This is a genomic window from Tepidimonas aquatica, from assembly GCF_007556585.1.
GTDB lineage: Bacteria > Pseudomonadota > Gammaproteobacteria > Burkholderiales > Burkholderiaceae_C > Tepidimonas > Tepidimonas aquatica.
In genome coordinates, this window is sequence record NZ_VJNA01000013.1 from 39,452 (window position 1) to 53,015 (window position 13,564).

The 13,564-nt window shown below is 72.1% G+C and carries 11 protein-coding genes; all 11 read right to left on the minus strand.

What is annotated here, in order from left to right:
• Window positions 1-46: 46 nt before the first annotated feature.
• Window positions 47-619, minus strand: coding sequence for a histidine phosphatase family protein (locus Taqua_RS13195; protein ID WP_185969572.1), 573 nt, complete (start codon window positions 617-619; stop codon window positions 47-49).
• Window positions 620-622: 3 nt separating this feature from the next.
• Window positions 623-1,453: an adenosylcobinamide-GDP ribazoletransferase gene (cobS, locus tag Taqua_RS13200; RefSeq protein WP_246094644.1), complete on the minus strand. Its 831-nt coding sequence runs from the start codon at window positions 1,451-1,453 to the stop codon at window positions 623-625.
• A 12-nt stretch (window positions 1,454-1,465) separates the two neighbouring features.
• Window positions 1,466-2,533 carry a nicotinate-nucleotide--dimethylbenzimidazole phosphoribosyltransferase gene (cobT, locus tag Taqua_RS06420; protein WP_144325771.1) on the minus strand — a complete coding sequence of 356 codons (1,068 nt, stop codon included), beginning with the start codon at window positions 2,531-2,533 and terminating at the stop codon, window positions 1,466-1,468.
• A gap of 70 nt (window positions 2,534-2,603) precedes the next feature.
• Window positions 2,604-4,073 (minus strand): cobyric acid synthase, encoded by a 1,470-nt coding sequence (locus Taqua_RS06425; protein WP_144325773.1) that lies wholly within the window; start codon window positions 4,071-4,073, stop codon window positions 2,604-2,606.
• Complete coding sequence (locus Taqua_RS06430; RefSeq protein WP_144325775.1) at window positions 4,070-5,167, minus strand: aminotransferase class I/II-fold pyridoxal phosphate-dependent enzyme; 1,098 nt, start codon at window positions 5,165-5,167, stop codon at window positions 4,070-4,072. Before Taqua_RS06430 ends, Taqua_RS06425 begins: the two co-directional genes overlap by 4 nt.
• A complete protein-coding gene (gene cbiB, locus Taqua_RS06435; RefSeq protein ID WP_144325822.1) occupies window positions 5,164-6,147 on the minus strand; it encodes an adenosylcobinamide-phosphate synthase CbiB in 984 nt (327 codons plus the stop codon). Before cbiB ends, Taqua_RS06430 begins: the two co-directional genes overlap by 4 nt.
• Window positions 6,148-6,162: 15 nt before the next feature.
• A complete protein-coding gene (bioB, locus tag Taqua_RS06440) occupies window positions 6,163-7,194 on the minus strand; it encodes a biotin synthase BioB (RefSeq protein WP_144325777.1) in 1,032 nt (343 codons plus the stop codon).
• Window positions 7,195-7,278: 84 nt separating this feature from the next.
• Entirely contained in the window at window positions 7,279-7,995 is a 717-nt protein-coding gene (gene bluB, locus Taqua_RS06445) for a 5,6-dimethylbenzimidazole synthase (RefSeq protein WP_068609918.1), read from the minus strand.
• Between the two features lie 8 nt (window positions 7,996-8,003).
• Window positions 8,004-8,633 (minus strand): vWA domain-containing protein, encoded by a 630-nt coding sequence (locus tag Taqua_RS06450; RefSeq protein ID WP_082955463.1) that lies wholly within the window; start codon window positions 8,631-8,633, stop codon window positions 8,004-8,006.
• A gap of 32 nt (window positions 8,634-8,665) precedes the next feature.
• Complete coding sequence (locus Taqua_RS06455) at window positions 8,666-9,727, minus strand: magnesium chelatase ATPase subunit I (RefSeq protein WP_342780905.1); 1,062 nt, start codon at window positions 9,725-9,727, stop codon at window positions 8,666-8,668.
• Window positions 9,728-9,807: 80 nt separating this feature from the next.
• A complete protein-coding gene (gene cobN, locus Taqua_RS06460; protein ID WP_068609323.1) occupies window positions 9,808-13,563 on the minus strand; it encodes a cobaltochelatase subunit CobN in 3,756 nt (1,251 codons plus the stop codon).
• Between the last annotated feature and the right edge of the window lies 1 nt (window position 13,564).

A 13,564-nucleotide genomic window follows, 5' to 3' on the forward strand; every position in this document is an offset into this window, starting at 1 on the left:
GTGCAAACTTACAGCCCGCTGAACGCAACCCGGTTTCGTGCCGGTTCTAAGGGAAAATACCGAGACCCGGCAGCGCCACGATGCGCCATTGCCCCCACCCAGGCGCCTGCGCCGGCCACTGCTCGGCCCGCCGCGGCGCGGCAGGGCCGTGCTCGAGCAACCACTGCACGGCCCGGATCACCCCGGCGTGGGTGATCCAGACGACGTCGCCCTCCGGGTGCAGGGCGCGCACCTCGTGCAGCGCCGCGTGCACCCGGCGCAGCAGGTCGGCCACCGACTCGCCAGCGCCGGGGCGATGGTGGGCAAAGTTCGCCACCCAGGCGTCCAGTGCCCCCGGCCCCACGGCGTCCCACGGCAGGCCTTCCCAAGCCCCGAAGTCGATCTCGTCCAGCCGCGCGTCAAGGCGCCAGTCGGCCAGCGGCGGCGCGCCCAGCGCCTGGGCCAGCGCACGCGCGCGTTGCAGGCCGGAGTGCCAGCCCGCCCAGCGCGGCGGCAGGGCCCGACGCAGCGCCTGGGCCGCGGCGGCGGTGGCCGTGGGGTCGGCCGCCACATCCAACCGGCCGTAACACAACCCCGGGGCCACCACCGGCGCCGCGTGCCGCACCAGCCACAAACGCATGCCTCACCCCAGCCGTGACGCCAGCCCCATCGCCGCGCCGAGCAAAAACGCCGCCTCCACCACCTGCTGGGTGGCCCCCAGCGTGTCGCCGGTGAACCCCTGCAGCCGCCGGGCCAGCCACGCGCGCATGCGCCAGCCCGCCAGCCACGCCGCGCCCAGCGCGGCAACCCACGCGGCAGGCGCCAGCGGCCGCCACGCCCACAGCGCGCACAGCGCGGCCGCCGTCCAGGCGCTGGCCAGCGCCAGTGCCCGCCGGTCGATGGCGTCGGCCAGCGGTTTGGCCTTGCGGCCGTCGGCGTCGCCAACGTACGGCAGCGTGCGCATCAGCCACAGCGGCGCGTAGCGCGACACCACGTGCGCTGCCCACGCCAGCGCCGGCGTCAGCGCCGGCTGGGTTTGCAGCAGCAGCGCCAGCAGCCCCACTTTCAACATCAGCAGCAGCGTCACCCCCAGGGCGCCGTAGCTGCCGATGCGCGAGTCCTTCATGATGGCCAGCGCCCGCTCGCGTGGCACCGCGCCGCCCAGTGCGTCGCAGGTGTCGGCCCAGCCGTCTTCGTGGAACGCCCCGGTCAGCCACACGGTGGCGGCGCAGGCCAGCACGGCCACCACCCACGCCTGCGCTGGCTGAGTTGGCAGCCACCCTGGCAACCACGCCAGCACCGCCGCCGCCACGGCGCCGACCCCCACCCCCACCAGCGGAAAATAAGCCGCGCTGGAGCGCAGCATGGCCGGCGAATACCCCACCCAGGCCGCCAGCCGCCCGGTCACCGGCACGCGGGTAAAAAATTGCAACGCCAGCAGCGCGTGGCGCACGCCGCGCAGCAAGGCCTTCATGCCACGGCGCCCTCAGCCTGCGACCGCGGCCGTGGCACGGCGCCGGGCCACGCCCGCGGCGCCGAAACTCGCCATCTCGCGCAGGATCGCGCAGGCCGACACCAGCAGCGGCCAGGCCAGCGCCGCACCAGACCCTTCGCCCAGGCGCAGCCCCAGGTCCAGCAGCGGCTCGGCCTTCAGGTGCGCCAGCAGCAGCGCATGCCCGCGCTCGCCGGAGCGATGCGCGAACACGCAGCGCTGCAAGACGTGCGGACGCAGCCGCGCCGCCACCAGCACCGCGGCGGTGGTGATGAAGCCGTCCACGACGATGACGCGGCGCTCGGCGGCGGCCCGCAGGATGGCGCCGGTCATCGCGGCGATTTCGAAGCCGCCCAGCGCCGCCAGCGCCGGCAGCGGCTCGGTGGCCTGCGCGTGGCGCTCGAGCACCCGGCGCAGCACGTCGATCTTGCGCTGCACACCGGCGGCGTCCAGCCCGGTTCCGGCGCCGGTGCAGTCCGCAATGTCCAGCCCCGTCAGGCGGCTCATCAGCAGCGCCGCGGCGGAGGTGTTGCCGATGCCCATCTCGCCCAGCAGCAGCACGTTGCCGGGCAGGCGGCGCACGAGGTCGATACCGTGCTGCAGCGCCTGCGCGCATTGCGCGTCGGTCATCGCGGGCTGCTGCAGCGCGTCCGCCGTGCCCCAGGCGACCTTCGCGTCCACCAGGCCCGCCCGCGGCGCGAAGGCATGGCGCACGCCGCAGTCGACCACCGTCAGCGCCAGGCCGTGCTGGCGCGCCAGCACGCTGACCGCCGCGCCGCCGGCGAGAAAGTTTTCCACCATCTGCCAGGTGACGTCGCTCGGGTAGGCCGACACGCCGTGCGCAGCCAGCCCGTGGTCGGCAGCAAAGACCACCAGTTGCGGCGCGCGCAGCGCCGGGGCCTCGGTGCCAAGGATCAGGCCGAGCCGCTGCGCCAGCGCCTCCAGCCGGCCGAGCGACCCCAGCGGCTTGGTCTTGTCGTCCAGCAGCGCCTGCAGGCGCGCGGCCAGCGCCTCGTCGTGCAGATCCGCCACCACGGGCAGGTCGTTTGTGGTCGGTGTCATCGCAGTGGTCTCCTCGTGCAACGGGGAAAGGAAAGGGATATCGGCGATCGCCAAGGAATGGGGTGGGCCGTCATGGGCCGGCCAGCGCGGCCAGCACGCCGGGGGCGAAGTGCGCCTCGACCAGGCCGGCGAGGTCGTCGAACACGTCGGCCAGCGGCCGGGCGCGCGCGCCGAGCAGCGCGCGCAGCGCGGCCTCGTCCTCGAACAGGCCGTGCAGGTACAGGCCCAGCACGTTGCCGGCGGCGTTGCACCACGCCAGCCCCGGCAGCACCTCGTGCGCGATCTCCCCGCGCGCCACCAGCGCCGGATGCGGCACGGTGCGGCCGTGGTGGATTTCGTAGCCGCGCACCCGCACGCCACCCAAGCCCGCCCACGGACCGGGCGGCAGCGCGGCGAACGTCGCGGCGCTGCGGCGCACGGTCTTGTCGCGCTCGAAGGCGGTCACCAGCGGCAGCAGGCCGAGCCCCGGGGCGTTGCCGTCCACCCCGTGCGGATCAATGAGCGCCTCGCCCAGCATCTGCAGCCCGCCGCAGATGCCCAGCACCGCCCCGCCGCGCGCGGCGTGCGCGGCGATCGCGGCATCCAGCCCCTGCGCACGCAGCCAGGCCAAGTCCGCCGCCGTCGCCTTGGAGCCGGGCAGGATGATCCAGTCCGCCCCGGCGCAATCGGCTGGGGTGCGCGCCCACACCAGCCGCACGCCGGCGGCGTTCTTCAGCGGCTGGAATTCGTCCAGGTTGCTGATGCGCGGGTAGGCCACCACCGCCACCGTGCTACGCACCGGCCCGCCCCCCCGCGTCGCGCGGTCGTCGAACACGCCGTCTTCCTCCGGCAGGCCGTGGCCCCAGCGCAGCGGCAGCGTGGCCAGCGTCGGCACGCCGGTGAGCGCCTGCAGCCGCTGCGGCGCCGGCTCCAGCAGCGCCGCGTCGCCGCGGAACTTGTTCAGCACGAAGCCGCGCAGCGCGTCGCGCAGGTCCGCCGGCAGCAGCGCCCAGGTGCCGTAGAGGTGCGCGAACGCCCCGCCGCGGTCGATGTCGGCCACCAGCAGCGCGCGCGCCTGCGCGTGGCGCACCGGCGCGAGGTTGACGATGTCGGTGTCCTGCAGGTTGATCTCCGCCGGGGAGCCGGCACCCTCCATCACGATCAGGTCGTGCTCCGCACGCAACTCGTCCAGCGCCTGCCGCACCACCGGCCAGACGCGCGGGGAGCGCTCGCGCCACCGCAGGGCGGTCAGCTCGGCATCGACGCGACCCAGAAGCACCACCTGGCTGCGCGTGTCGGCCTCGGGCTTGAGCAGCAGCGGGTTCATCCGCACGTCGGGCTCGACGCCGGCGGCCAGTGCCTGGAAATACTGCGCGGCGCCGATTTCGCCCTCCGTGCCGTCCGGGGTGGCCACCACGCGCGCGTTGTTGCTCATGTTCTGCGCCTTGAACGGCGCCACGCGCAGACCCTGGCGCGCATACCAGCGGCACAGCGCAGTGGCAAGCCAGCTCTTGCCGGCGCCGCTGCTGGTGCCCCAGACCATCAGGCAGCGCGCGGTCATCGCGGCGCCCTCCGCCGGGCTGCTGCGGGGGCGCCCGCCAGCGCCGGCACGTCCAGCGCGTCGGCCAGTGCCTGCAGCGCCTGCGGCGGCTGCGCCGACAGGCGCCACCAGCCGGGCAGGCCCAACGAGGCCGCATCGCGCAGCTTGACGCCGCGCGCGCGCAGCGCCGCCGCGTCGAGCGGCTGCGGCGGGCGGGCGCAGAGAAACGGCGTGACGCTGGCGGCGACCTCCCAGCCGCGCGCCTCGAGCATCTGCACGAGCGCGGCCTTCCACTGCGCCAGCGTGGCGTGGGTTGCCTGCAGCCAGCGCTGCGTGGAGGGCTCCACCCAGGCGACCAGCAGCGCCACGCCATCGGCCCCGATCGGCCACGACGGCGCCAGCGCCTGCAGCTCGGCGAGCTGGCCGGGCTCGGCCTCTTCCGGCGCGATCACGTAGGCCGCACGCACGCCGGTCAGGCCCAGCGCCTTGTTGGGGCTGTAAAGCTGCCAGCAGCGCGCGCGCTGCCGCTCGGTCAGCACCGCCTCGCCCTGCAGCCGCAGCGGCGCGTAGGCCAGGTCCAGCGTCACCGGCGCGCCGGCGGCCAGCAGCGCCTCGGCCACGGCGGCATCCTCCGGCTGGCCAAGCGGGCTGCCGGGGTCGCACAGCCAGCCGGCGCGCGCCTGCGCCGGGCCGGGCGCGCGCACCAGGCCCCAGACGTCGGCGGCGTGCGCGTAGTCGCCGTAGCCGGGCACCGGCCACCAGAGGGGCCCGTACCCACGCCGCGCGCACCAGGCGGCAAAGCGCAGGATCCACTCGCTGCCGCTGGCGGCCAGCAGCACCCGGTGCGGTGCCACGCCGTGCCAATCGGCCAGCCGACGGCGCAGGTCCGCGTAGGTGGGGTCAGGGTAGTGACGCCGCGCCGCCGCCTGCACGCGCGCCAAGGCTTGCGGACAGGGTCCGCAGGCATTGGCATTGGTGGAAAAGTCCCACGGCGGCACACCGTCGGCGTCGGGGCCGCCGTGCGTGCGCGGCGGCCCCGCAGGCGACTGCGTCGTCCCCGGAGCCGGTTCGGTCACGCCGGCTTCGGCAGCCAAGTGTTCCAGCCGCTCTTTCATGACGGCCTCCCGAGCATCGCCACGCCCGCCAGACCCGCCACCAGCAGCGCGCCCCACCCGGCCACCGCGCGGTCGCACCATGCCAAGGCACGCGCGGTATCGACAGGCTGCGGCAGCCGCGCGGCCTCGTTGAGTGCATACACCCCGGGCTTGACGAGCCGCACCCCCAGCCGCAGCGCCAGCGCCCCCATCGGCCAGCCACCGTTGGGCGACGGCGTGCGCCGCGCCTGCGCGCGCAGCGCGCGCCACGGCACGCTTCGGCCGGAGGCGGCCAGCAGCAGCACAGCGGTCAGCCGTGCCGGCAGCCACGACAGCGCATCGTCGGCCCGCGCGGCCCAGCGCCCGGCAAAGGTCCAGTCGCGCCCGCCGCGCACGCCGCGGTATCCCCACATCGCATCGGCGGTGTTGGCCCAGCGGTACAGCGCCGCGCCGGGCAGGCCCGCGAGCGCGAACCAGAACAGCGGCGCCACCACCGAGTCGTTGAGGTTTTCCGCCAGGGTGGACAGCGCCGCCTGCCGCACGCCGGCCTCGTCCAGCGCCTGCACGTCACGGCTGACCAGCCGCGCCACCTGCGTGCGACCGGCCTGGAGCCCCAGCGACAGCGCCGCCTCCACCGCGGCCACCTCGTCGCGCAGCATCCGCCAGGCCAGCAGCGGCTTGAGCAGCACGCCGAGCGCCAGCCCCTGCGCCCACCACGGCGCATGGCTCAGCAACGCCTGCGGCACCCACGCCAGCGCCACCACCCCAGCAGCCCCGAGCGTCCACGCCAGCATCCCGGCGGCAAACACGCGCGCCGGCGGCACCGGCGCGCCGGGCGGCGGTGCCACACGCCGCCCGAGCGTCGCCAGCATCCAGCCCATGCCGACGACCGGATGCAGCCGCGCCGGCGGCTCGCCAAAGCGCACGTCCCACAGCAGCGCCGTGGCCACCGCCAGCGCCAGCGCGCCCGCCGTGGGCCATCCGAGCGCTGCCTGCTCCATCACCGGGGCTGGCTCTCAACCTTCGAGCGACACCGGGCGCGTGCGCAGACCCAGCCGCGTCAGCAGCGCGCGGTCGGCCTCCACGTCCGGGTTGCCGGTGACCAGCAGCTTGTCGCCGTAGAAGATCGAGTTGGCACCCGCCAGAAAGCACAGCACCTGGGTCGACTCATCCATGCTGCGCCGCCCGGCCGACAGCCGCACCCTGGCGCGCGGCATCGTGATGCGCGCGGCCGCAATCGTGCGCACGAACTCCAGCGGGTCGAGGTCGGGCTGATCCGCCAGCGGCGTGCCGGCCACCTTGACCAGGTGGTTGATCGGCACCGACTCCGGATAGGGATCGAGGTTGGCCAGCTGCGCGATCAGCCCGGCACGCTGCAGCCGCGACTCGCCCATGCCGACGATGCCGCCGCAGCAGACGCGGATGCCGGCCTGGCGCACGTGCTCGAGCGTGCGCAGCCGATCCTCATAGTCGCGCGTGTGGATGATGGCACCGTAGAACTCCGGCGCCGTGTCGAGGTTGTGGTTGTAGTAGTCCAGGCCCGCCTCCCTCAGCGTCTGGGCCTGCTCGGCGGTGAGCATGCCCAGCGTGCAGCACGCCTCCAGGCCTTCTTCCTTGACGACGCGCACCAGCTCGGCGACCTTGTCCAGATCGCGGTCAGTCGGCGCGCGCCACGCCGCCCCCATGCAGAAACGCTGCGACCCGGCCTGCCGGGCCGCACGCACGGCGGCCCGCACGTCCTCGGGCGACATCAGCTTGGTGGCCTTCACGCCGGTTTCGTGGTGAACCGACTGCGGGCAGTAGGCGCAGTCTTCGGGGCAGCCGCCGGTCTTGACCGACAGCAGCGTGGCCAGTTCGATTTCCGCCGGATCGTGGTGCTGACGGTGCACCTGCTGCGCGCGAAAGATCAGCTCGGGCAGCGGCAGCTCCAGCAGTGCCTGCACGTCGGCCACCGTCCAGCGCTCCGACGCTGGCGATGGGGCAACGCGTGCAGGTCTGGAGGCGGATTCGCAAGCCTCAATCGACGCAGCCGGTTGTGCCTCAGTCATGCCTTTGAACTCCTTCATGCAAACGCCACCGACCCGCATCCGTTCGATGCGGCGGCGACCTTGAGCCACCGCTGCGTCCCACGCTCATGCGGCGGGCGCATCGTCACGCAGCGGCAACGTGCTGGGCTGCTCCCAGCGATTTTCAAACACCACATCGCGCAGCGACAGGCGCTTCGCCCAGCGCTCGCGCTGCAACATCGGCTCATCATAGAACAAGTACACCGGGCCTAAGCACAGCAGCGCCAGCGGACGCGACCCTGGCGGACAGCCCAGCAGATCGGCAACCTGCTGCGGGTCGAAGATCGACACCCACCCCACGCCGAGCCCCTCGGCGCGCGCGGCGAGCCACAGATTTTGGATGGCACAGGCAGCGGAGGCTACATCCATCTCAGGCAAGGTGCGCCGGCCAAAGACATGCCGTTCACGCTCGGGCATCAGCACCACGGCCCACAGCTCTGCGGACTCCAGAATGCCTTCCACCTTCAGACGCGCAAACGCCTCACCGCGCTCACCGAGCGCCTGGGCCGTGCGTACCCGCTCCTGCTGCACCAGCTCATGCAAGCGTTGACGTTGCACAGGGTGCGTGATGCGGATCCAACGCCACGGCTGCATGAAGCCGACGCTGGGTGCCCAGTGCGCAGCGCGCAGCAGCCGCACCAGCACTTCGGGCTGCACGTGACCACCGGCAAAGTGACGCATGTCGCGCCGCAGTTCGATGGCGCGATAGACCGCAGCGCGCGAGGCGGGGTCGAACGCGTGCGCAGCGGTCTCGGGTTGCGAACGGGATGAGAGAAGAGACATGGCGAGCTTCAGTTCCAATCGTTCAACGCCACATGATGGGCCTGCCAATGGTGCGCCCACTGGCGAGCTTGGCCGAGCGCGGGTTGGTCGTCGTCGGCGTCCACCACCACACAAACCTCAAAAGCGGGGCGCGGCGGCTCCTGTCGCACCTGCCCGTCGGTGAGCAGCCACAGGACCCGCCGCGCGCGCCCGCCGAAGCGCCGAGTCCACGCCTGCGCCAGCGTCTCGGCGCGCTGCAGGGCTACCGTCAGCGGCGTGCCGCCGCCCCCCCTCACCGCGCGCACGGTCACCCCCAAGGCGCGCCGCGCCGGCGCGGGCGGCTGCAGCACCTGCGCGCCGTAACCGCTGGCCAGCAGTAGCGCGACATGCTGGTCGCGGCGCGCGGCGCGCTGAACCAGCAGCAGCGCCACGGTCTTGGCGCGCGCCAGACGCCCGCGGCGCAGCATCGAGCCGGATGCGTCCAGCACGATCACGTGCAGGCACGCCGGCTCGGGCGGGACCGCGCGCCAGACCAGGTCGGCGGGCCTGAGCGGACGGGGCCCTTTGCGCGCGAGGGTGGCAGGCCAGTCCAACATCACCGGCGTGGCGCCGTCGCGCCGGGCGGACGCGGCGGCATGGTCAGGCGATCGCAGCCCCATCCCGGCAGGCGGCTTACGCGCGCCGGCGGGGCCTAAGGCTTTGGGACAGGCCAGCCTCCGGGTATCTGGGCCAGCGGCGGCGCCATGCCGACCGGTTGCGGCGGCAACGCACCCCAGTCAGCCTCGCCCGCCGCTGCGTGGCGCGGGGGACTCTCTCCCTGCAGCTTGCCGTCTTGCGGCGCAGACCCATCGTACGGCGCGGCAGACGTGCGCTGCGGCGCCGCTGACTGCCAAGGGGGTGTGATGGCGCTGGCTGCTCCCTCGGCAGCGGCTGCCGCCGTGCCACTGCGCCGGTGCGCCAACACCCACGGGGCCACCGCCCGCAAGTCGGCCAGGTCAATGGCGGTCTTGCCGTGCCAGGCCGCGTGGGCGCGTGCCGCTTTCAGCAGCGTTAAGTCACCGCGCAAACCGTCAGCGCCGCTTTGGAGCGCCTGCGCACAGGCTTGCACAATGAGTTCGTCCGACCAGGTCAGCGTGCCCAGCGCCTGCCGCGCGCGCTGCAAGCGCTGCTGCAAGGTCTGCTGCTGCAAATGGTGGCAGGCGACGAAGGCCGCCGGGTCGGCTTCGAACGCCAGCCGCGCTCGCACGATAGCGGCGCGCACCGCCGCAGCGTCCGGATTGCTCAGCTCGACGCACAGGCCAAAGCGATCCAGAAGCTGCGGGCGCAACTCCCCCTCCTCCGGGTTCATCGTGCCGATCAGCGCAAAGCGCGCGGCGTGGCGCTGCGAAATGCCGTCGCGTTCCACGGTGTGCACGCCGCTGGCGGCGGCATCCAACAGCACATCGGCCAGCGCATCGGGCAACAGGTTGACCTCGTCCACGTAAAGCACCCCGCCGTGTGCGCGCGCCAGCAGCCCGGGCCGCCATGTAATGCGTCCATGGCGCAGCGCATCTTGAAGTTCCAGCGTGCCGACGATCTGCTCCAGCGTAGCCCCCAGTGGTAACTGCACAAACGGGGCGCCCGGTAGCAAGTCGGCCAGCGCGCGCGCCGCGGTCGACTTGGCCGTGCCGCGTGGGCCGCGGATAAGTACCCCACCGAGCGTAGGGTCGATGGCCACCAACAACAGCGCCAGCTGCAAATCCGGTACCCCCACCAGCGCTGCAAAGGGATAGCGCGGTGTCTCTGGCGTCGTATCAGGTGGCGCAGCCGTCGTTGAGCACGCGTCCGTGGTGGTCAGATTGACGGATGTTCCCATGACTCTTCCAGCTCCAGCTGTAATTGCCGCAGGCGCTGCTGCAGCGCCACCGGAGGCGTCCAAAGCCCCTGTTCGATGGCTTGCCATAAGCGCTGCGCCATACGGCGCAAGGCCGGCAGGTTGTGCTGCCGTAAAAAGCTCTGGTTGGACTCGTTGAACAGCAGCGTCTCCGCAACCAGATCAAGCTGGTGCGCCGACACCCCCTGACCAAGCGCCGCCCAACCCAGCAGATGTTCCAGCGTGGCGGCCATCTCGGCTGCGCCCGCGTAGCCGTGCGCCTGCATGGCTTGCAGCCAGCGCGGGTGCGTCACGCGCGCGCGCACGATGCGCGCCAGCTCTTCCCGCAACGGGCGCACCCGCACCGCGGTCGTACTGCTGTCGGCGTGATAGACCGCGGGCGCTTGCCCGCGCAGGACTTGCGCGGCGGCAGCCATGCCGCCAAGGTATTCGACAAAGCCATCGATGTCCAGCGCATCGTGCTCACGGTGGTCCTGGATGTGCGCGGCCAGATCCAGGCGCGCCAACCGCCGCTCCCACGCCGCCGGCGCCGCCACCCCATGGGCTCCCCGGCCGTAGGCGTAAGCACCGCTGCCCAGGTAGGCGCGAACCAGCGCGTTCCGGTCAAACGCCGCGTCTGTTTGCGCCACCTCGCCGATGCCGGCGCCATACGAGCCCGGGCGCGGACCAAACAAGCGCCAGCTGGCCTGGCGCTGCGCTTGCGCGGGGTCCAGGCCTTGCGCGAGCAGCGCTTGTGCCTCCCGCTGCACGTGCACGCGCACGGGGTTGAGTTCGTCTGGCTCGTCCGCTGGATCGATGGCGGCCACCGCCTGCACGGCGGTGTCGAGCAAATCGATCAGGTGCGCAAACGCGTCGCGGAACAAGCCGGAGACCCGCAGCGTCACGTCCACCCGCGGATAGGGCCGCAGCGACGCCGGCAGAACCTCCACCTCGATCACGCGGCCACTGCCTTCATCCCAGCGTGGCCGCACACCCAACAGGGCCAGCGCCGTGGCCACGTCCTCGCCGCCTGTGCGCAAGGTGGTGGTGCCCCACAGCGACAAGCCGATGGCGCTGGGAAACACTCCGTGATCTTGGGCGTAGCGCTCAATGAGTCGCGCCGCGATGCGCTGACCGCTGTCCCACGCCGCTGGGGTTGGTAGGCTGCGCGGGTCGCTAGCATAAAAATTGCGCCCTGTGGGAAGCGCATCGATGCGTCCGCGTGACGGCGCCCCGCTGGGGCCTGGCGGCACAAACCGGCCATGCAGTCCGCGTAGCAGTTGTGTTGTCTCATTGGATCCGCAAGCATCCAGCCGCGGCGCGAGATACTGCCAGACCCAGCGCAGCACCTGCTGAGCGCGCGGGCCGGCCTGCCGCTCGGCCAGCGCTGGATCTTGCAGCCACGCCAGCGCCAGCTGGTGCAGCCGCTGGCGCGTGTGGCCGGCGTGGCGCCATGGTCCGCCGGGGTCGATGGCCCGCAGCAGCGCCGGGCGCGGCCCGCGCCAGGGCTCGGCGGGGTCTGCTTGCAGCGGGTCGAAGCCGTCCAGCCCCAAATCTTGCGCCATGGCACGCAGCAGGCTGTCGTCCTGCGCGCGGTTGCCGCGCGGCTGGCGCAGGAAGGCCAGCAGGGTTTGCGCACGCGTCAAGCCTTGGGGCGAAGTGCCCCATACGTGCAAGCCAGCACGAAGTTGGCTTTCCTTGATTTCGCAGAGGTAGGCATCTAGACGTTGCAGCCACTGCGCCAGCACCGCCGCATCCCGCGGATCGCCCTGCAAACCCAGCTCCTCGTGCACGCCCAGCCGCAACGTTTCGTCCACGATCGCTTGACGCAGCCGCCGCGCGCGTGGGGGATCCATCGTCAGCGCATCGTAATACTCCTCCACCATGCGCTCCAGCGGGAGCAGGGTGCCGCTGTCCTGCGCGTCGGCCAGCGGCGGCATCAGGTGGTCGATGATCACCGCCTGCGTGCGCCGCTTGGCCTGCACACCTTCGCCCGGATCGTTCACGATGTAAAGGTAGAGGTGCGGCAGCGGTCCCAGCAGCCGCTGCGGCCAGCACAGCGGACCCAGTGCCACGCTTTTGCCCGGCAGCCACTCCAGGTTGCCGTGCGTGCCGACTTGCACGACGGCATCCACTTGCCAAACCTCGCGCAACCAGAGGTAAAACCCCACGTGGGCGTGCGGCGGCACCTGCTCGGCATCATGGTAGGCAGCGCGACGCTGCCTCGGGTCGCGTGGGGGCTGCAGGCCGATGAACACCTGACCCAACCGAATACCGGGAATCATCAGCCGGCCAGCGCGCGCCATCGGATCGCGCTCGGGTGCCCCCCACCGCTGCTGTAGCGCTTCGACCAGCGGTGCCGGCCACGCCTCCAGCATTCGCCTGTAGTCGGTCAGCGCCAGGCTTTGCCAAGCCGGGCGTGCATCGTTGTCGTCGATAGCGTGCGTGACGCCGCTGCGCAGCCAGCGCATCAGCTCGTCACCGTCACGCGGCAACGCGGGACCATCGCCCAGGTCATAGCCATTGCGGTGCAACGCCTGCAACATGCGCACGACCGAGGCCGGTACGTCCAGCCCCAGCGCCATGCCGATGCGGGCGTCGTCGCTCGGGTAGTCAGTCAGCACCACGGCCAGCCGCACCTGGGAGCGCTCTAATCGGCGCAGCCGACACCAGCGCCAAGCTAGCTCGGCGACCCAATCGATGGCCTCAGTGTCGGCGGCATAGCGGATCAAATCGATCTGGGTGCGTGGGTCGTGGCACTGCACCGCTTTGAAGCTGATGGCGCGGGTGGCGATGCGACCGTCGAGCTCTGGCAGCACCACTTGCATGGCCATGTCGCGCGGCGGCAGACCGTGCGGGTCGTCGTTCCAGTGCTGGCGCGTCACGCCCGCGGTGATAAGCTGCAGCACCGGAGCGTCGCCCGCCAGTGTCTGGCCATCCTCCAAACCAAGGGCGAAAGCCGTGGCGTTTAGCACCAAATCCACACCGCCACCCTCCGCCAGGTCATGCAGGCGTTGGCGCACCTGGGGGTTTTTCAGGCTGTCCACGGCCCAAGCGCGCGCACGCAGCCCCCGCGCGTGCAGCGCACGCAGCAAGGCATCGAAAGGCCCTGTGTTGCTGGCCTGGACATGGGCGCGGTAAAACAGCAGCAGCGCCTGCGGCGCGTCGGGAGCCACCGGCGGCAAGTCCGCGACTTGGTGCTCCACGATAGACGGCAGCGGCTGCGGCGGCGTGTAGGGTTGTTCCTTCAACCCTAGGGCGCGCTGTCCGATCAGGGCCCAAAAGCGCGCGGCGTTGGCTTGTCCACCGTAGCGCAGCGCGCGCCAAAGCGTGCGCGCGTCATCCCAGTCCACGGTACCTTGCGCCAGCAGCTGCGGATCGTCCTGTCCGTCGCCGGAAAACACCGCTAGCCACTGCCCGCGCTGACGCGCCAGCGCCGCGCAGCGCTCCACCAGATAAGCCCAGTCGTGGTAAGCCCCCAGGTGATCGATGATCACCGCGCGCGCGTGCTGCAGCACGTCCTCCACGTAGAGATCCACCGTCGCCGGCTGGCGCAGCGCCATCAGATTGGCCAGCCGCACTTCGGGGTAGTCTTTCGGCAGCACCGAAGCCAGCAGCGACAGCGTGGTATCGGCGGCGCTGAGCACCACCACGGGCGCAGGGGTTTGCGCCAGCCGCACGACCGCGCCGCTGGTGTCGTCGATAAAGCCGCCGGCACGGGTGGCCAACAAGTGCATG

What these genes read in the sequence shown, in the direction of transcription:
- Taqua_RS06425 (WP_144325773.1), bottom strand. Translation starts at nt 4,073, where the DNA reads ATGACCGCGCGCTGCCTGATGGTCTGGGGCACCAGCAGCGGCGCCGGC.
- bioB (WP_144325777.1), bottom strand. Translation starts at nt 7,194, where the DNA reads ATGACTGAGGCACAACCGGCTGCGTCGATTGAGGCTTGCGAATCCGCC.
- cobT (WP_144325771.1), bottom strand. Translation starts at nt 2,533, where the DNA reads ATGACACCGACCACAAACGACCTGCCCGTGGTGGCGGATCTGCACGAC.
- Taqua_RS06430 (WP_144325775.1), bottom strand. Translation starts at nt 5,167, where the DNA reads ATGAAAGAGCGGCTGGAACACTTGGCTGCCGAAGCCGGCGTGACCGAA.
- cobN (WP_068609323.1), bottom strand. Translation starts at nt 13,563, where the DNA reads ATGCACTTGTTGGCCACCCGTGCCGGCGGCTTTATCGACGACACCAGC.
- Taqua_RS06450 (WP_082955463.1), bottom strand. Translation starts at nt 8,633, where the DNA reads ATGGGGCTGCGATCGCCTGACCATGCCGCCGCGTCCGCCCGGCGCGAC.
- bluB (WP_068609918.1), bottom strand. Translation starts at nt 7,995, where the DNA reads ATGTCTCTTCTCTCATCCCGTTCGCAACCCGAGACCGCTGCGCACGCG.
- cobS (WP_246094644.1), bottom strand. Translation starts at nt 1,453, where the DNA reads ATGAAGGCCTTGCTGCGCGGCGTGCGCCACGCGCTGCTGGCGTTGCAA.
- cbiB (WP_144325822.1), bottom strand. Translation starts at nt 6,147, where the DNA reads ATGGAGCAGGCAGCGCTCGGATGGCCCACGGCGGGCGCGCTGGCGCTG.
- Taqua_RS13195 (WP_185969572.1), bottom strand. Translation starts at nt 619, where the DNA reads ATGCGTTTGTGGCTGGTGCGGCACGCGGCGCCGGTGGTGGCCCCGGGG.